Raw genomic sequence first — 18,318 nt, 5'->3', positions numbered from 1 at the left:
TTGGGGTGATGCTCAGCCACGACATCCTCGGCGTCGTCGAACGACAGGTCCGCACCTGGTCGGCCGGCGACGCCGGGGTGTACGCGGCGGCGGTCGGCGGCTACTCCCCCGCGTTCGCCATCCCGTTGCTGCAGCACGGCGGCCCGCAACTAGGCCTGACCGGCGCCGACATGACCCAGGTCCTGCACGCCGAGCAGTCGTTGTGGCTGCACGGGAGGCTCCCGGCGCACGGTTCCACGGTCGTCACGAAGACCGTCACCGACATCTATGACAAGGGATCGGGCGCTCTCGTCGTCAGCACCTGGGAGTCCGGCTACGCGAGCACGCGGTCGTCCTGTTTCCTCAAGGGCGAAGGCGGTTTCGGCGGCGAACGTGGTGAGACGCGCGAGTTCGCCGTCCCCGGCACCGCTCCCGAGGTCGGCTTCTTCCAGACGACGGAGGACCAGGCCCTGCGGTACCGCGAGACCGGTGACGTGAACCCGATGCACCACGACGCCGGGTTCGCGCGCCGGGCCGGGTTCGCGAAACCCATCCTGCACGGCCTGTGCACGCTCGGGATCACCGTGCGCGGCCTGGACTTCACCGAGCTGCACGCCCGGTTCACCGCGCCCGTGACGCCCGGTGACGAGCTCCGGATCGAGCGCTGGCCGACCGGCGAGTTCCGCACGTTCGCGAACGACCGGCAGGTTCTGCTCGGATCGGTTCGGTTTTCCGAAGTGGACAGCCGCTGAAAGCTCGCACGATCGTGTCATGAGTAGTGCCCTGGCAACCGTGGACTCCGGAATCGAACCGGTGCGCGTGGCGGTGGAGTCCCGTGACCTGATCAGCGCGGCCGGCGTGACGCACCTGTTGAAGAACTCACCGCGCGTGCGGGTGGTCCAAGAGCGCTCGGACGCGCACGTGCTGCTGGCCCTGGTGAACGAGCTGTGCGCGCAACAGGCCGCACGGCTGAGGGCCTGCGGCTCGCCCAAGATCGTCGTGATCGCGGCCCGAGTGCACGACCTCACCCCGTCGATCGCGGCCCAGGCCGGGCTGGCGGTTCCGTTGCGGCGGGCGGATGTCAACGCCGAACGGCTGATCAAGCTGCTCCTCGGCGGCCATGCGGTGCAGGACCGCTCGCCGGTGTTGAACGACCGCGACCTGCAGCTGCTGAAGCTGCTGGCTGACGGCGCGACGATCGCGGAGGTCGCCGCGCAGCTGTTCTGCTCGGAGCGGACCGTGAAGTACGCGCTGCACCAGCTGCTGGAACGGTTCGGGCTACGCAACCGGGTGCACGCGGTGGCGTGGGCGCTGCGTTCGGGTTTGCTCTAGGCAGATCCGAAGACGGAGGAGAGCTGTACTCGCCTGCTGATGCCGACCTTGCGGTAGACGCGGGTGAGGTGCAGCTCGACCGCCCGCTGCGTGACGCTGAACCGCGCCGCGATCGACCGATTCGTCTCGCCTTCCAGCACCAGCAAGACTATTCGCGACTCGTGCGGCGTCAGCCTGTCCCACGCCGCCCCGCGCGGTGCCCGGTGCTCCCGGCCCAGCGCCGCCCGCGCCTGGTCCGCCAGCTCGGCCGCCCCGGCGCGTTCGGCGTCGGCCAGCGCGGCACGGGCTGCTCCGAGCGCGAGATGCATGCGGGCGCGCTGGTGCAGCAACAGCGTGCACGTCCAGACCGGCGGTAGCGTTCCCGTGTAACCGAGCCGCACCAACATCTCCCGCGCCTCGCCAGGGCGGCCCGCGTCCACACAGGACGCGACGAACGCCGCCGCCCCCAGCGCCACGCAGCCCCGCAACGGTGACGCCTGGGCGAGTTCGCGCATCAGCCGGGAGACCTCGGCATGGTCGCCGCCGGCGCGATGAGCCCACATCTCCAGCGCGGTCAGCCAGTCCCGTTCCGCGCCGACGAGCCGGCCTCGCAGCTGTGGCGCGAGATCCAGCACCATCCGTTCGGAACCCCGGCGCAGCAGACCGAGTCCGGCGAGAGCGAGCGGAACGATTCGCGGCCCGTTCTCCGGGAGGTCCCGCAGGACCCGTTCGGGATCCTCCGGCACGATGGGCGCGGCCGAGTGGCCGAGCAGGTCCTCGTCGCACTGCCAGTCGAGCACCACCGCGTCGAACCACTCCCCCGCGGCGGGCCGCTGCCGGGCGAGTTCGTCGGCTCGAGGTGCGATACCGCACCGCAGGTGGAGTTCCGCCATCGCCACGGCCACGTGCTCCGCGATCTCGCCGTCCGACGGCTCCCGTAGAGCGGCGCGCAGGCACCTCACCGCCTGCTCCGGCCGCCCGGCCGCCTGGTGCAGCCGCGCCGCCCCGTGCAGCACCGGCGCCACCCACGGCGCCCCGACGGGTTCCGCGCACGCCACCACGTGCTCGGCGACGGCGACCGGCGGATCGCATCGCCGATGCAGGGCCTCGGCAGCGGCGCGGTGCAGGGACTCGCGCGACTCGGGAGTCATCTCGTGCCGGATCGCATGGCTCAGCGCGGGCGACTGGACGCGCATCGGCTCGTCGACGGCGAGACGCGCGTCGACCAGGCGTTCGAACGCGGCCAAGGTGCGGAACGACCCCATTCCGGCGACCTCGCACACCACGTCGAGAGGCGCGCTGCCCAGCACAGCCAGCGCACGGGCGACCGCGACCGCGTCGGCGTCCAGCACCTCCCAGCTCCGGCGCACGGCCCGCAGCAGGCGCGGCAGCCGCAGGCCGGGAAGCATGGCGCGCAACGAGGACAGGTCCGTGACCACGTCCAGGACGTCGCTCAGCACGCCGGGAGCCCCGCCGCTGTACTCCAGGCACAACGCGGCCAGCTCCGGCGTGACCTCGGCGTCGAACCGCCGCCGGATCATCTCCGCGACCGCCTCGCCGTCGATCGGCCGCAACGGCACCCGCACGGCGTCCACGACCGCCAGCACGTCCGGATCGCAGTCGCCCGCGAGCAGCACCGCGCCCCGGAATCGGGCCAGCCGGTCGGCCTCCTCCGCGCACAGCCGCTCGGCGTCGTCGACCACCAGCACCGTGTGGCTGTCGACCCCGCTCAACGCCCGCAATCCGCGAACCGGCCGCAATCCGCTGCGCACCGCGATTGAAGAAGCAACGGACAGCAATGCGCTTTTACCCATACCAGTTGCACCATGCACAACGCACGAGCGAGCGCCACCGCTCAGCGCCTCCGTCAGGACGGCGATCTCCCGCCCACGTCCGACGAGCAGGCCACCCGCCCTGCGCACGGCGGTGCCCACGTGACCGGGGCTAAGTGGGGCGACCATGTCAACCAGCAAATCGCGGGCCGTCCCTCAGGACCATGCAGAAGCACCGGCAGAAGTTCCGCAGGTCTGCCCCTTCGCACAACATCGGGCGTCGAAGCACCCGCCGAGAACGCGAAACCATTCGACCAATCAATTGGTAATGACAACGGCGCCTCTTGAACCAATTCGTTGCCCATTACGTGATTCCCTGTGTACCCCTCACGAACACCACAAGGAGTGCCGATGCGGGTCGCGTCACGCACCGTCTTCGACTTCGTCCTGCCGAACGGCTCCACCGCGCCGGTCGAGACCGAGCTGCTCTACCGGTCGGAAGACCCGTTCGCGGTGACGATGCGGTTCCGCGCGGGCGGCTCGGCCACCACGTGGGTCGTGGGCAGGGACGTGCTCGCCGAGGGCATGAGCAGGAGAGCGGGTGACGGCGACGTGCGGTTGCGGCCGCATTCGAGCCGGGTGCTGGTGCTGGAGCTCGTCTCCGACCGGCACATGACGGTCTTCCAGGTGCCGGCGGGCACGCTGCGCAAGTTCCTCGACGCCACCGACCGGCTGGTGCCGCGCGGCACGGAACGGTTCGACGCCGACGCGTTCCTGAGCACCGTCCTACGCTGAGAGGCCGAGCACTTCCGCGAGATCGTGCTGCAGCCTCGTCATGCCGGGCGACTCGTAGCCCTCGCTCTCGGCCAGCGCCCGCACCCGGTGCCGGACGGCGGCGTCGTGGTCGCCGACGCGGTCGCAGAGCCCGGCGATCTCCATCAGCACGGCCACCTTGAGCTCCGGGTCGGACAGCGACTCCACCGCTCCGGCCAGCTGGTCCCGTGCCTCGGCGAACCGTCCGGCGGCGGCCAGCACACGGCCACGGGTGTGCCTGACCATCGACAGCAGGTTCGCCGCACCTCGTCCGAGGAGTTCCTCGGCGCGTGCCACCACGCTCAGCGCCTCGTCGTGCTCGCCGGCTTCGACGAGTGCGTCCGCCAGGCGGAGCGTCAGCTGGGCGGCGTTCTCCAGCGCCACGCCACGCTGGTCCGCTCGCAACGCGCGTTCCTGCTCGACGCACGCCCTGTGCGTTTCGACGGCCTCGTCGAATCGGCCCTGTCGTTGCAGCAGAACACCCGAGTACGACAGCGCGAACACCACGTCCATCGGCCGGCCCGCCTCCCGGAACAGCTCGGCGGCCTGCCTGGCATGGACGACGCCGTCCGCCTGGCTGCCCTCGCGGTTCGCGATGCCCGCCCGGTAGTAGTGCGCCCAGGCCCTCTCCGTCAGCGAGCCGCACTCCCGCGCCGCCCGCAACGCCTCGTGGTGCCACCGCTTGGCCATCGTGATGTTCGTGTGCCGCGCGATGTAGACCCAGCACACGAAGTTGAGCTGCTGGGCCCGCTGCTCCTCTTCGCCCAGTGCCGCCGCCGCGCCGACGCCCGCCGTGTAGACCTCCAGCCACAGCTCGCCCGTGCCGCGGTGGTCCGAGTACCAGTGCATCGACCTCGCCAGCGCCAGCACCTGCTCATGAGCGCCGTCGGCGACCGCCTCGCGGTACGCGCCACGCCAGTTCGCGCGCTCCCTGGACAGCCAGCGGTCCGCGCCCGCCAGCTCGGCCGCGCCCTGGTCGTCCGGCACGAACGCCGACGCGTGACTCGTTGCGGTGGCCAGCAGCCAGTCGCGCGTGCGCAGGCGGTGTGTCTCCACGTCGGGTTCGTCGCTGTGCAGCCGCTCGCGCGCGTAGTCGCGGATCAGGTCGTGGAACGAGTACCGGCCGGGAACGCCCGCGCGGAGAAGACTCGCGTCCACGAGTTCCTCCAGCAATGTCTCGGCGTCGTCGGTTCCGGCCGCCACGGCGGCGAGTTCGACGGACGTGTCCGGGCCGTGGATCAGCGCGAGCCGACGGAAAAGGGTCGCCACCTCGGGTGCGAGCAGACGGTAGGACAGCTCGAAGGCGGTACGGACCTGGACGTCGCCGGTCGCGAGCACGCCGAGCCGTTCGCGTTCGTCGGAGAGCTGGTCGGCGAGGTGCCGCAACGACGACGTGGTGCGGCCCGCGATGGCGAGCGCCAGCGGCACCCCGCCGCACAGCGTCGCGACCCGGTCCGCCGACTCCAGGTCGGCGGTCCGACCGGCTCCGGCAGTCGCGGCGAGCAGTGCGACGGCGCCGTCGTGCCTCAGCGGACCGAGGTCGACCCGCGCGCGGCTGTTCAGGCCCGCCAGCACGTTGCGGCTGGTCACGAGCACGAGCGAGCCGGGACTGACGGCGAGCAGCGGCCGGACCTGGGCCTCGTTCGCGGCGTTGTCGAGCACGAGCAGCACGGTCCGTTCGCGCAGCAGCGAGCGGTAGAGACGCAGGCTGTCGTTCGGATCGGACGGCATCTTGGCGTCCGGCACACCGAACGCCCGCAGCAGCCGCGCGATGGCCCGTTCCGCAGACAGCGGCGACGGGTCCATGCCGCGCAGGTCGAGGTGCAGGCAGCCGTCGGTGAACCGACCGGCGAACCGGTGCGCCGTGTCCACCGCGAGAGAGGTCTTCCCCACGCCGGGAGGTCCGTGCACGACCACGACGTCCAGCACGGACGACGTCGCCGCACGGCTGATGTAGTCGGCTATCTGCTGCTGCTCGGTTTCACGGCCGATGAGCGTCTCGGCGGCGGGTGGCGTGCAGTCTGTGCGTTCGGGACGTGGTTGCGATGCCTCTGACGACCGTGCGAGCGCCACGAACCCTTCAGCCTCTTCGTTCCGCAGACCCAGCCCGCTCACCAGCAGGTCGACCGTCTGGGCCTGCGGGGTGTGCACGCGGCCGCGTTCGAGGTCGCTCAGCGTGCGGACGCCCAGGCCGGTGCGGGCGGCGAGGTCCTCCTGGGTGAGTCCCCTGCGGCGCCGGTAGAAGCGCAGGAACTCGCTGAAGGTGGTCGCCCGCATTCCCTCACCCTCCGGACAAGGACTTCCGCATCTCGGCGGCGATCTCGCGCGTCGCGTCCGTGTCCCACCGTTCGCACGCCGCGAGCGAGTCTCGCAGATGACGCTGCCACGCGCTGTGGTCACCCCGTGACTCCGCGTTGTCCGCGAGTTCCCGCAGGATCTCGATCTCCCCCACACCGTCGCCCAGCGCGCGGAACCCGGCGAGCGCCCGGTCCAGGTCCGCGTCCGACTCGGCGAGGCGGCCTGCGGCGCGGTGGGCGAGGCCGCGGTGCCACAGGGTCGTGGCGAGCCAGGACGCCATCTGAGCGCGCTTGTAGACGGCCTCGGCCTCGGTGAGTGCCTCGACGGCGTCGTCCGGCCTGTCGACGTCTATCAGCGCGAGGCCGAGCCATCCGAGCGTGCGGCCCAATGCGGAGAGTTCATAGATGGTGTTGGCGTAGGCGCGTTGTTCCTTCGCTACTTCTTCGTGGGCCGTCACGGCTGCGATAGGGCGGTTCATCAGCCGCCACAGCACGCCGAGCACGGACCGTGCGTAGTGCTCGTCCATCGGCTCGTGCATCGAGTCGATCGCCTTGAGGCACACCCGTTCGGCCTCGTCGAACTGCCCGAGCCCGCAGTGCGAGGCCGACGCGATCAGCCACACCCAGCCGAGGTGCCCGGTCTCCCCCGACTCCGCGGCGATCCGGGCCGCGCCGGTCAGCACCTCCAGTGCCGGTCCCGGCCGGTGCGCGACGTCGAACAGCGCCCAGCCGAGCTGACCGCGCACGACGATCTCCTGCCACGGCTCGCGCGCGGAGGCCAGGGCGAGGCGGTAGACGCGTTCCCAGACCAGGCCCGGTTCGATGGCCGCGTAGTGCGAGACGGCGATCACCGCGCGGGTCACGTCCTCGTGCAGACCCCTGGCCCGCGCCCGTTCGACGATCTCGGGCAGCAGGTCGCGGTGCTCGTCCAGCCAGCGCCGTCCCGTGGCGACGTCGGGGAAGGCCCTGCGCCGCGGACTCACCCGCCGGGCGTCGCCCGTCTGTCCGAAGAGGACTCCGGCGGCCACCGTGGTCTCCAGGAGCCAGGCGAGCATCCTGCGGTCCGCGTCGTCGTCGGTGGCATCGACCAGGCCGGTGGCGAACGTCCGCACGAGGCCGTGGATCGCGTAACCGTGGTCGTCGGGGTCGAGGAGGCTGACGTCGGTGAGGTCCTCCAGCGCCTGTTCGGCCTCGCCGGCGGTGATGCCGGCCAGTTCGGCCGCGAGCTCCGGGCCGACGTGGGTGCCGACGAGCAGCCCGAGCCGCCGGAACACCAGCCGCGCGGTCTCCGGCAGGTGCGCGAGCGACACCTCGAACGCGCCGCGTACGTCCAGGTCTCCCGCGGTGAGCGCGGCCAGGCGGCGTTCCTCGATCTGCTCCACGAGGTGACCGAGAGGCCAGCGCGGACGGCTGGCGAGCCGGTTGCCCGCGATCCGGAGCGCGAGCGGCGACGTCCCGCAGAGCCGGACGAGTTCCCGCGCGGTCCCGGGATCGGCCTCGACGCGGTGCGCGCCGATGATCGACGCGAGCAGCTCGACGGCGCACGTTTCGGTGAGCCCGCCGAGCCGGATCCACGTCGCGCCCGCCAGCCTGGCGAGCCTGTGCCGGGACGTGACGATCGTGAGGCAGCCCGGATCCGCCCTCAGTGTGCGGACCTCTTCCTCCGTGCTCGCACCGTCGAGCACGAGCAGCAGGCGTTTGCCCGCGAGCAACGACCGGTAGAGCCGCGTCTGGCCGTGCACGTCCTCCGGCACGTGTTCGGCGGGCACCCCGAGGTCTTTGAGCAACCGCTGGAGGGGTTGTGCGGAGCCCTCCAGGTCGATGAGCAGCTGACCGTCCGGAAAGCTGCCCTCCAACAGATGGGCGGCCCTCACAGCGAGGCTCGTCTTACCGGTGCCCGCAGCCCCATGCAGCACCACGAGCCCGTTGGGCATGCGGGCGATGGCGTCCAGTTCGGCGTCACGGCCGACGAGGTCCGCCACGTACATCGGGAGTGACCAGACCGGGCCGGAGAGCGCGACCCGGCCGGTCCTGGCGAGCCGGCGCAGTTCGGCCTGGTCGTGTTCGTCCAGGTCCAGCGCGTCGATCAGGGCCTCGGTGGTGCGGCGCTGCGGGGAACGGGCGCGGCCGCGTTCCATGTCGCTGATCGCGCGGACGCTCACCCCGGACCGCTCGCTGAGCTCTTCCTGGCTGAGCCCGGCGTTCTTGCGGTGCCACAGCAGCCGGGCGCCGAACGTCATGTCACCGAAGTTAGTGGGTCAAGCTCGTGAGCATCTGCGCACACACGCGGGAAAGGTGCCGACGCATCACCGTCGACGCCGTGGCCGCGTCCCCGTCCGCGATCGCCCGGACGAGTTCGTCGTGGTCGTCCATCGACGCGTGCTGGTGTGGCGGGTCGTCGTCCAGCGCACTGCGCAGCAGCACCACTCGTTGCTGCACGAGCCGCACCTGCTCGGCGATGTACGGACTGCGGGCGGCCTCGATCAACGTCTGGTGGAACGCGAGATCCAGCCGGTACGGGAATGGCTGCCCGGCCTTGTAGTTGCGCCGGCTCTCCGCGCACACTTCCTGCAACCGCACGAGATCGACGTCGGTCCGCCGCGACGCCGCCAGCTCCGCGGCCGCGCACTCCAGCGCGGTGCGCAGCTCGAACAACGCCCTGACGTCCTCGGGGCTGGCATCGGGCACGAACGCGCCGCGGTGCGGGACCAGCGTCAGCAGCCCTTCGGAGGCCAGGTGCCGGATCGCCTCGCGCAACGGCCCGCGGCTGATGCCGAGCTTCTGCGCCACCTCGACCTCGTTGACCCGCGAGCCCGGAGGGATCTCCCCAATGAGCACCTGCTCGCGCAGCACGTCCACGGCCTGCCCGGCCAGGCTGAGGTGCAGTGGCGCCGGAGGTGTCACCTTCGTCTCCTGATCTGGACGGCACCGGCCGTCCTCCCGCTAAACTAGCGAACGTGTCAACTGTCGACAGTTGGCAGTTTTACTCAGAGGCTGGAGGGGCGACATGGCACACGAAGTAGTGGCTGAGGTCTGGCGGGGCGACTTCCTCGAATCGGTGCACCACGGCACCGTCGTCGCCACCGACGTCTCCGGTGACGCGGTCCTCTCCATCGGCCGCCCCGGCGACGTCGCGTTCCCGCGTTCGTCGAACAAGCCGCTCCAGGCCCTCGCGATGCTGCGCAGCGGCCTCGACCTCGACGGCGCGTTGCTCGCCCTGGCCTGCGCCTCGCACTCGGGCGAGGACTTCCACATCGCCGGCGCCCTGCGGATCCTGGCCTCGGCCGGTCTCGGCGAGGACGCCCTGCAGTGCACCCCCGACCTCCCGCTCGGCGAGCAGGCACGCGCCCAGCACCTCGCGCAGGGCCTCGCGCCCGCTCCGAAGTACATGAACTGCTCCGGCAAGCACGCCGCCATGCTCGCCACCTGCGTCGCCAACGGCTGGTCCACCCGCGACTACCTGGACCCGGCGCACCCGTTGCAGGTCGCGACCCGGCTCACGATCGAGGACGTGGCCGGCGAGCCCGTCACCGAGGTCGGCGTGGACGGCTGCGGCGCCCCGATCTTCGCCATCAGCCTCACCGGCCTCGCCCGCGCGTTCGGCCGCCTCGCCCGCGCTCCCGAGGGCACCCTCGAACACCGCGTCGCCACCGCCATGAACACCAACCCGCAGTGGGTCGGCGGCACCGGCCGCGACGTCACCGTGCTCATGGGCGCCCTGCCCGGCGTCATCGCCAAGGACGGCGCCGAGGGCGTCTACGCGGTCGGCCTGCCCACCGGCGAGGGGGTGGCGCTCAAGATCGCGGACGGTTCGTCGCGCGCCCGCGCGGTCGTCATCGTCGCGGTGCTCAGGCGACTCGGGGTCGACGTCGGCAAGGTCGAGGACCTCGCCACGGTGCCGGTTCTCGGGCACGGCCGCGCGGTCGGCGCGGTCCGGCCGTCGCTCGCGCTGGCGAGTTGACGCCCGGCCGCCCGCCAGGCTCGAATCCCACGCCCCAGCCACTAAGCTGGGGTTTATGGGCGATTCGAAGGACGAGGACGAGAAGTTCCAGGAGGAACTGATCGGTCTCGACCCACACGACCCCGAGACGAAGGCGTTCGCCGACCATCTCGACAAGATGCAGCGGCAACGCCCGGGCTTCACCGTCGAGGGTTACCTGGAAGGCGTGCAGGACTTCGCGGACTCGGCGAACCGCACGACGGGCCACCAGCGGCTCGTCGCCGTCATCGTCGTCGGGCTCATCCTGCTGGGCGTGCTCCTCACGATCTGGTTCGCACTCGGCGACATCATCGCCGTCATCTTCTGAGCCGAACATCTTCTGGTCACAAACGAGAACGAGACCTTAACGGGGCCTTACGGCGCCGCACCCCACAGCGGCGCCGGGAAGCCCTGAGGGCAGGCCGGAGTTATAAAGAGACATGGAACCTGTTGTCGGCGCCACCCCCAAAGTCGTGCGTTCCGAAGAGGAATGGCGCGCCCAGCTCAACCCCGCCGAGTTCGCGGTGCTGCGGCAGGCGGGCACCGAACGTCCATGGACCGGCGAGTACACCGAGACCAAGACCGAGGGCCTCTACGAGTGCCGTGCCTGCGGGGCCGAACTCTTCCGCAGTGACACCAAGTTCGACTCGCACTGCGGTTGGCCGTCGTTCTTCTCACCGCTGGCCGGCGAAGCGGTCATCCTGCGTGAAGACCGCGCCCTCGGCATGAAACGCGTGGAGGTGCTCTGCGCCACGTGTCACAGCCACCTCGGGCATGTTTTCGAGGGCGAGGGGTACCCCACGCCGACGGACCAGCGGTACTGCATCAACTCCGTCTCCTTGAAACTCGTTCCGTCCGAATAGGAGACTGAGCCCAGTCCGGTCACCAAGGAACCGGACGGACCTGGGAGGCACCATGATCTTCCGCATCGCCCTGCGTGGCACTGACGGCGAAGGCTCCGGCGGAGTCGATGGCGGCTCGTCCAGCTAGCCATAAGCAGAAAACGGGGGCAGAAGGCGGGCAACCCTAAGGCTTCGTCAACAAGCCTTGTGAGGCTGTGGCGCGGACCACACCATTGACTCACCGAAGCACTTTCGGGGCAGTCAGGGGGTGGGTCGAATGCCAAGGCCTTGGGGATTGTCAGGACCGGAGTTCCTTCAGCTGTACTGGATCGGGCTGGCACTGGCCGTGCTGGTCGCGATCGTCGTCCGGGTACGCGTGCGGGCGGGTCACAGCACCCAGCCCGTGCGCTCCCTCGACATGGACGAGCTCGCATATCTTGCGGGCGGTCCAAGGCGCGTGGTCGAGACGGCCGTCGCGCGACTGCTCACCGCGGGTGAGCTCAGGACTTCACGGCGCGGCACCGTTCAGGTCACGTCCACCACGCGGTCGCTCAACCCGGTGGACCGCGCCGTCGTCACCGACTGCCAGCGCTACACCAACCGCACGGTCAACCTCATGATCCCCGCCGTCGCCGAGGACGGCGCGGTCACGGCCATCGGGCAGCGCCTCGAGGCCATGGGCCTCGTCGTCAACCCGGCCGTCGCGAAAAGCGCGCTGCGCAAGGGATCCATCGCGTTGTGGGTGCTGATCGTGATCGGGTTCGCACGCTGGGTGAACGGCCTCGCGATCGGCGCGAACATCGGCTGGCTCATGGTGCAGCTCGTCCTCACCGGCCTGCTGATCCTGACGCTGCGCCTGACCCGGCGCGACAGGCACATCCGCACCCGCAAGGGCGACCGCGTCCTCGACGACGCTCGCCGCACGAGCACCAGTGCCGCGGGAAGCGTGGACGAGGTCGTGTACGCGGGCGCGGCCGGCGCGGTCCTCTTCGGCGGTCTCGTCGTCTACCCGGATCTGGCGGTGCGCACCTCGTTGCTCGCCTCCTCCGGTTCCGGCGGCTACAGCGGCGGCAGCAGCCACAGCACGTGTTCAGCCGGTTCTTCTTCGTGTTCAAGCGGAAGCAGCTGCGGGGGCGGGGGCGGCGGCTGCGGTGGTGGTGGCGGCGGCTGATCGGTCGTTCGGTCCTATTCAGGTAACAACAGGAACCCAGGGGTAGATCTCACGTCGAAGATGCACTGACACCAGTGAGGGGAGTGCTGATGTCCGAGTCTTCGGCACCGCACCGGACCACGTGGTCCGCGGAGGAGATCGGGTTCCTGGCAGGGGGACCGGGCAGGGCGGCGGAGGCCGTTCTCGCCCGGCTGCTGGACGGCGGTCTCGTGCGCGTCTCCCGCGAGGGACTCGTGACCGCCGTCCACCAGAACGGTTACGGCGCCACAACCCCGCTGGAGGCGTACGTCCTCGCGGGACTGCAGGGCACCGCCCGCCCGATCAACCAGGTCGTGCAGGTCGCGATGGCCAGTCACGAGATGGCCGCGTTCCAGGCGAGCCTCGTCGCCCGCGGAATGGTGCACCGCGAGTTCGGCAGGCCAGGCGGCGGCAGGGCGGCGTTGCGGCTGGTGGTGTTCCTGCTGGCCTTCGTCTCGATGTTCGTCGCCGTCATCGTCGACCCGTGGCTGTTCCTGCTGACGGCACTGCTGGTGCTGGTCGTGATCCTGCTGCGCAAGCCGGGCAGGCTCACGAGGAACGGCAAGACCGTGTTGACGTACGCGCTGAGGAATCCGGACAGCAGTGCGGGCGCCGTGGCGTTGTTCGGCCTGCGCCGGGGCAAGCAGCGCTCGACGTCGTCCACTTCGTACGTCGCCGCCAGTTGCAGCTCGTACGACTGGAACCACCACAGTTGCGGCGGAACGTCGAGTTGTTCGAGCAACAGTTCGAGCAGTTGCAGCAGTTCCAGTAGCAGTTGTTCCAGCAGCAGCAGCAGCTCGAGTTGTAGCAGTAGCAGCAGTAGTAGCTGCAGCAGTTCCAGCAGTTGAGGTTGCAGTAGTTCGAGCGGTTCGAGTTGCAGCGGTGGCAGCTGCGGCGGCGGAGGAGAAGGCGACTGATGGCGACATCGACGACAGCACGCGGAACGCGGTTGCCCCCGGAGCAGATCGGCTACCTGGTGGCAGGACCCGGCCGGGCGGCGGAGACCGCGCTGGCCAGGCTGCTCGACGCCGATCTGGTGCGGGTGTCGCGCGACGGGCTCGTGTCCGCCGTGCACCAGACCGAGCTGGGCGCCTCGACCGCGGTCGAGACGTTCATTCTCGTCAACCTGCGCAAGGCGGTCCGGTTCGACGCGGTCGTGCGGAACGCCGCGAAAAGCGCGGAGATGCGGACGCTGCACCAGCAGCTGCGGGCACGCGGGCTGACCCGCGATCCCCGTCCCCGGCTCGCGGCGTGGTGGGTCTTCCTCGCGATCGGCGCCGTCCTGAGCCTGGCCGCCTTCCTGGAGCCGTGGACCCTCTTCGGCGCGGCAGGGTTCCTGGGGGTCGCATATTGGACGTATGGCGCGAAACCGCTCACCAGGGCGGGCCGGGCCGCGTTGAAGGACGTGACCGCGAGCGACAGGGTTCTCGCGGTGGCATTGGAGGGTTTCCGCGGCAGGATCGGCAATCAGAGCGCCGGCGAGCTCTTCGGGCTGCCGCAGAGCGTGGTCAAGATGCTGCCACGCAAGAGGAAGAGGAAGGCCGGAAACAGAGGCGCCACGAGCGCGGCCGGCTGCGGCAGCGGGTGTGGCAGCAGCGGTTGTGGTGGCAGCAGTTGTTCGTCGGGCAGCAGCAGTAGCTGCAGTGGTGGCGGCAGCAGTTGTGGCGGCGGCGGAGGTGGAGGCGACTGATGGCGGGCATCAAGGACCTGGGCGTCGGCATCGGCTGGCGTTCGGAGATCGACCTGACCGTGGAACGGTTGCCCGGCGTGGACTTCGTCGAGGTCGTAGCGGAGAACCTCCACATCGGACACCTGCCGGAGTCGGTGACGCTGCTGCTGGAGCGTGGCGTCCCGGTGCTCCCCCACGCGGTGTCGCTGTCGCTGGGCAGCGCCGACCAGGTCGATCTCCACCGGGTCGAGCACCTGGGCGCCGTCGCCGAGGCGGTCGGCGCGCCGATGGTCAGCGACCACGTGTGCTTCGTGCGGGCGGGCGGGCTCGACTCCGGCCACCTGATGCCGGTGCCGCGCACCAGGGACGCGCTCGACGTGCTCGTCGCGAACGTGAAGCTGGCGCAGCGGAACCTGCCCGTGCCGCTCGCGCTGGAGAACGTCGCGGCGCTGCTGGAGTGGCCGGACGGCGAGCTGTCCGAAGGCCAGTTCCTGGCCGAGCTCGTCGAGCGCACGGACTGCTGGCTGCTCGTGGACGTCGCGAACCTCTACGCGAACGCCCGCAACATCGGCACGGACCCGGAGCGGTTCCTCGACGAGATCCCGCTGGAGCGCCTGGCGTACGTGCACGTGGCCGGCGGCGAGCAGCACGGCGACATCTACCACGACACGCACGCGCACGCGGTTCTGCCGGAAGTCCTGGAAGTGCTGGACGAACTGTGCTCGCGCGTCGCCCCGCCGGGCGTTCTGCTGGAACGGGACGACAACTACCCGTCCGACACCGAAATCGCGGGCGAACTGGCCGCGATCCGCGCGGTCGTGGACAAACATCGTGACTGAAATCGTGAACGAGAACAGCCTTTCGTCCGCACGCGAAAGGCTTGCCGCCCAGCAGGCCGAGCTGCTAAATGCATTGCTCGCGAACGGACCGGCACCGGCGGGATTCGACGAACAACGCCTCGGCGTCGAACGCCGCGCCTTGTTGTCGAAACGGCGCGGCATCGTGCGGATGCTGGGACCCGCGGTCGCCGACGAGCTCGGCGACCGGTTCCGGTCGCTCTTCGACGCCTACGCCGCCGAACATCCACGTCGTGCGGGCTCTCGCGCGCGCGAGGATGCAGCAGCGTTCGCGGAATGGTGCCGCGCCTCCGGCGAACTGTCAGAAAAGCGCAAGGCACGCTGGAAGTTCTGGCAGTCGAACTGACGGGCGAGCAAAACGGGGGCCAGAATCCCCCGTTCGGCCCTGTGTGACCCCCAGCACCATCGATACGTTCGAAAGGGTTGGGGGACCTTTTCGCATTGCTTTCGTTTTGCCGCGAAAGGCCTTCCGGCCTGCGCGGACCACAGCGCGCAGAATTCGAACCATGAGGGGATTCGAATGCGCGGAAAATCCAAAGTGCTGGGCGCCGTCACGGCGCTCGCCCTGACCGTGGCACCGGCCGCCACAGCCGCGGCCGCTCCACCAGCGGGCAACGCCCCGCAGAGGACCGCCGACGAGGTCACCCTCGTCACGGGCGACAAGGTCCTGCTGGGACACGACAGGCAGGTCGTCGCGATCCAGCCCGGAGAGGGCCGCGGGAACATGGCCTTCAAGACCGCCCGCACCGCGGACGGTCACACGATGGTCGTGCCGAAGGACGCGTTCGAGCCCCTGGCGGCGGGCCGGCTCGACAGCAGACTGTTCGACGTCACCACGTTGCTGGAGTTCGGCTACCGCGACCGCATGCCGTTGATCGTGGACGGCCGGGCGAGACTCGGTGCCCGGTCCTCGAACGACTGGACGGCGCTCAAGGCCGAGGCCGCGACCGGTGACAAGGTCTGGCTCGACGGCATCCGCAAGCCGAGCCTCGACCGCAGCGTCGCCCAGATCGGCGCGCCGGCCGCCCACCAGAAGGGCATCACCGGCAAGGGGATCAAGGTCGCGATCGTCGACACCGGTGTCGACGAGAAGCACCCGGACCTCGCCGGTCAGCAGATCGCGGAGAAGAACTTCACGTCCGACCCCGACACCACCGACAACGTCGGCCACGGCACGCACGTCGGGTCGACGGTCGCGAGCCACGACGCGAAGTACGGCGGCGTCGCACCGGGCGCGCAGCTCATCGACGCGAAGGTCTGCGTCGAGTTCGGCTGCCAGGAGTCCTGGATCCTCGACGGCATGCGCTGGGCGGCGGAGCAGGGTGCCCAGGTCGTCAACATGAGCCTCGGCGGTGGCGACACCCCCGAGGTCGACCCGCTGGAGCAGGCCGTCAACGACCTGACGGCCCAGTACGGCACGCTGTTCGTCGTCGCGGCGGGCAACTCGGGTTCGCCCGGCTCGGTGAGCTCGCCCAGCACGGCGGAGGCCGCGCTGTCGGTCGGCGCCGTCGACCGCGACGACAAGATCGCCCCGTTCTCCAGCAAGGGCCCTCGCGTCGGAGACAGCGGGCTCAAGCCCGAGGTGACCGCACCGGGCGTCGACATCGTCGCCGCCAAGGCCGGTTCTGCGGACCACTTCGCAGCCAGCGGCACGTCCATGGCGACCCCGCACGTGGCGGGTGCGGCGGCGTTGCTCAAACAGCAGCACCCGGAGTGGACGCCGGCGCAGCTCAAGTCGGCGCTCGCGACCACGGCCAAGCCTGCCGAGGGCGTCAGCGCGTTCGACCAGGGCGCCGGGCGCATCGACGTGGCCAAGGCGATCGAGCAGGTGCTGACCGGCGACGTCGCCGTCAACCTCGGCCTGCACGAGTGGCCGCACGGTGACGACAAGCCGGTGACCAAGGCGATCACCTACACCAACCCGACGGACGCGGCGATCACGCTCGACCTCGCGTTCAAGGGCAGTGCCCCGGCGGGCATGTTCACGCTGGGCGCCACGAAGGTCACCGTGCCGGCCAAGGGCACCGCGTCGGTCAACGTCACCGGTGACTCGCGCGCCGGCACCCAGGACGCCGCGTACGCGGGCGAGGTCGTCGCCACGTCCGGTTCGCACACCGTCCGCACGCTCGTCGGCATCGACCGCGAGGTGGAGAGCTACACCCTCACGATCGACATGATCGGTCGCGACGGGCAGGATCCGGGGACCTCGTTCACGTTCCTGGTCGGCCTGGACAACAACACGTTCAAGCCGGTCGCCGGTACGGGCGACGTGAAGATCCGCCTGCCCAAGGGCACGTACTTCCTCGACACGACGCTGTACAACAGCGAGCGGGGCATGGACCTGCTCTACCAGCCCACCGTGAAGCTGACCGGCGACGTGACGGTCAAGCAGGACGCCCGCCTGGCCCAGCCCGTGTCGGTGAAGGCGCCGGAGGAGACCGGTGACTTCACGCTCGGGATCATCGCGTTCCGCCGCGCGGTCGACGGCCAGAGCCGCCTGCAGGGCACCATGCTCGTGTTCGGCGGGTTCGAGGGTGTCGGGATCGCTCAGGCCGGCGGACCGCTGCCGCCCGGCGACCTGTCGTCGCTCGCGATGCTGCAGGCCAACACCACGGCCGACCCGCACACGTTCTACCGGCTCGCCTACCCGGTTCCCGGTGGCCTCCCCGTCGGCCTCGTCAAGGCGCCCGCCAGGAAGGACCTGGCCAAGGTCGAGTCCACCATCGGCGGCCAGAAGCCGAACAGCCAGGCGTCGAAGGGCGAGTTGCCGTTGTCCCCACAGGGTTTGGGCGGCGGCACCGCGCTGTACCCGGTGGCGCCGGGCGCGACCGCGGTCGACTACGTGACGACCGAGGACATGCGCTGGCAGTCCGCGATCATGACGCGGCACGCCAACGGCGCGCAGGAACGCATCACCTCGGCGCTCCGCACGTACAAGGCGGGCAAGACCTACCAGGAGCGCGAAGTCCGGCCGGTGTTCTCGCCGGGTCTGCCCGAGTCGCAGTACGGGTTCGTCGAGCGGTACGGCACGCAGTTCTACGTCGGCGTGCCGCTGACGAGCGACGGCACCCACGGCGACGGCACGTCCACTGTGGACAGCGCCAGGACCGCGTTGTACCGCGACGGTGTCCTGCTCGGCGAGACCACCACGCCGGGCGGAGTGTTCAACGTGCCGCTGCCGCAGGCCGACTTCCGCGCCGAGATGAGCGTCGACCGGAGCTCGCAGTTCGAGTTCAGCACCAAGGTGTCCGCGGTGTGGACCTTCAAGTCCCAGGGCACCGAGGGCAAGATCGACGCGCCGCCGTTGTCGGTGGTGAGGTTCGAACCGAAGCTCGACGCCAACGGCGCGGTGCCCGCGGGCACGTTGCAGCGCATCGGACTGCTCACCCAGACACAGGGTGACGCGGGCAAGGTGCGCATCACCGGAGTCCAGTACTCGCACGACGACGGCAAATCGTGGCGCCGTGCGGGCGTGGTCGGCAACAACGCGTTGGTCTACAACCCGGCGAACGCGCAGTGGACTTCGTTGAAGGCCACCGCGACGGACGCCAAGGGTGGAACCGTTGAGCTGACGGTGATCCGCGCTTATCGAGTGACCGCGTAGCGGTCA

At 70.2% G+C, this 18,318-nt stretch carries 16 protein-coding genes; 12 read left to right on the top strand and 4 right to left on the bottom strand.

The window, feature by feature from the left end:
* The first annotated feature begins 8 nt into the window (after positions 1 to 8).
* Together IG04_RS0129315 and IG04_RS0129310 are read left to right on the top strand one after the other, a co-directional pair.
* Complete coding sequence (locus tag IG04_RS0129315; RefSeq protein ID WP_144065771.1) at positions 9 to 731, top strand: MaoC/PaaZ C-terminal domain-containing protein; 723 nt, start codon at positions 9 to 11, stop codon at positions 729 to 731.
* 19 nt (positions 732 to 750) lie between these two features.
* Complete coding sequence (locus tag IG04_RS0129310) at positions 751 to 1,311, top strand: helix-turn-helix transcriptional regulator (RefSeq protein WP_084402237.1); 561 nt, start codon at positions 751 to 753, stop codon at positions 1,309 to 1,311.
* Here IG04_RS0129310 and IG04_RS48295 read toward each other — a convergent pair.
* The gene (locus tag IG04_RS48295; protein ID WP_159460536.1) at positions 1,308 to 3,104 is read right to left on the bottom strand and encodes a helix-turn-helix transcriptional regulator; all 1,797 of its coding nucleotides are present in this window, start codon (positions 3,102 to 3,104) and stop codon (positions 1,308 to 1,310) included. The two genes, IG04_RS0129310 and IG04_RS48295, sit on opposite strands and share 4 nt — an antisense overlap.
* Before the next feature lie 369 nt (positions 3,105 to 3,473).
* On the opposite strand from IG04_RS48295, the gene IG04_RS0129300 reads away from it, so the two are divergent.
* Positions 3,474 to 3,857 (top strand): SsgA family sporulation/cell division regulator, encoded by a 384-nt coding sequence (locus IG04_RS0129300; RefSeq protein WP_030479967.1) that lies wholly within the window; start codon positions 3,474 to 3,476, stop codon positions 3,855 to 3,857.
* Here IG04_RS0129300 and IG04_RS0129295 read toward each other — a convergent pair.
* The 3 genes from IG04_RS0129295 to IG04_RS0129285 are packed head-to-tail and all read right to left on the bottom strand — an operon-like array spanning position 3,849 to position 9,076.
* Positions 3,849 to 6,152 (bottom strand): helix-turn-helix domain-containing protein, encoded by a 2,304-nt coding sequence (locus IG04_RS0129295; protein WP_036016194.1) that lies wholly within the window; start codon positions 6,150 to 6,152, stop codon positions 3,849 to 3,851. The genes IG04_RS0129300 and IG04_RS0129295 overlap by 9 nt on opposite strands.
* Positions 6,153 to 6,156: 4 nt before the next feature.
* Entirely contained in the window at positions 6,157 to 8,412 is a 2,256-nt protein-coding gene (locus IG04_RS44330; protein ID WP_051770910.1) for an XRE family transcriptional regulator, read from the bottom strand.
* Positions 8,413 to 8,422: 10 nt separating this feature from the next.
* On the bottom strand, positions 8,423 to 9,076 hold the full coding sequence (locus tag IG04_RS0129285) for a GntR family transcriptional regulator (RefSeq protein WP_030479964.1): 654 nt from the start codon (positions 9,074 to 9,076) through the stop codon (positions 8,423 to 8,425).
* 103 nt (positions 9,077 to 9,179) lie between these two features.
* On the opposite strand from IG04_RS0129285, the gene IG04_RS0129280 reads away from it, so the two are divergent.
* The 9 genes from IG04_RS0129280 to IG04_RS0129240 all read left to right on the top strand — a co-directional run bounded on the left by IG04_RS0129280 (position 9,180) and on the right by IG04_RS0129240 (position 18,312).
* Entirely contained in the window at positions 9,180 to 10,133 is a 954-nt protein-coding gene (locus IG04_RS0129280; protein ID WP_030479963.1) for an asparaginase, read from the top strand.
* Between the two features lie 55 nt (positions 10,134 to 10,188).
* A complete protein-coding gene (locus IG04_RS0129275; RefSeq protein ID WP_030479962.1) occupies positions 10,189 to 10,479 on the top strand; it encodes a hypothetical protein in 291 nt (96 codons plus the stop codon).
* Between the two features lie 112 nt (positions 10,480 to 10,591).
* Positions 10,592 to 11,014, top strand: a complete 423-nt coding sequence (msrB, locus tag IG04_RS0129270) for a peptide-methionine (R)-S-oxide reductase MsrB (protein WP_030479961.1) — start codon at positions 10,592 to 10,594, stop codon at positions 11,012 to 11,014.
* A 256-nt stretch (positions 11,015 to 11,270) separates the two neighbouring features.
* A complete protein-coding gene (locus IG04_RS0129265; RefSeq protein ID WP_084402234.1) occupies positions 11,271 to 12,164 on the top strand; it encodes a TIGR04222 domain-containing membrane protein in 894 nt (297 codons plus the stop codon).
* 89 nt (positions 12,165 to 12,253) lie between these two features.
* On the top strand, positions 12,254 to 13,030 hold the full coding sequence (locus IG04_RS0129260; RefSeq protein ID WP_144065769.1) for a TIGR04222 domain-containing membrane protein: 777 nt from the start codon (positions 12,254 to 12,256) through the stop codon (positions 13,028 to 13,030).
* A 26-nt stretch (positions 13,031 to 13,056) separates the two neighbouring features.
* The gene (locus IG04_RS0129255; protein ID WP_276326713.1) at positions 13,057 to 13,872 is read left to right on the top strand and encodes a TIGR04222 domain-containing membrane protein; all 816 of its coding nucleotides are present in this window, start codon (positions 13,057 to 13,059) and stop codon (positions 13,870 to 13,872) included.
* Positions 13,872 to 14,690 (top strand): MbnB/TglH/ChrH family RiPP precursor modification enzyme, encoded by an 819-nt coding sequence (locus IG04_RS0129250; RefSeq protein ID WP_144065768.1) that lies wholly within the window; start codon positions 13,872 to 13,874, stop codon positions 14,688 to 14,690. Before IG04_RS0129255 ends, IG04_RS0129250 begins: the two co-directional genes overlap by 1 nt.
* Entirely contained in the window at positions 14,683 to 15,054 is a 372-nt protein-coding gene (locus tag IG04_RS0129245) for an SCO6045 C-terminal-like domain-containing protein (protein WP_245816744.1), read from the top strand. Before IG04_RS0129250 ends, IG04_RS0129245 begins: the two co-directional genes overlap by 8 nt.
* A 174-nt stretch (positions 15,055 to 15,228) precedes the next feature.
* Positions 15,229 to 18,312 (top strand): S8 family peptidase, encoded by a 3,084-nt coding sequence (locus IG04_RS0129240; protein WP_030479955.1) that lies wholly within the window; start codon positions 15,229 to 15,231, stop codon positions 18,310 to 18,312.
* The last annotated feature ends 6 nt before the right edge of the window (positions 18,313 to 18,318 follow it).

The sequence above is a fragment of the Lentzea albidocapillata genome (genome assembly GCF_000719115.1).
Lineage (GTDB): Bacteria > Actinomycetota > Actinomycetes > Mycobacteriales > Pseudonocardiaceae > Lentzea > Lentzea albidocapillata.
This window is presented reverse-complemented; position numbering and strand designations above follow the sequence as displayed.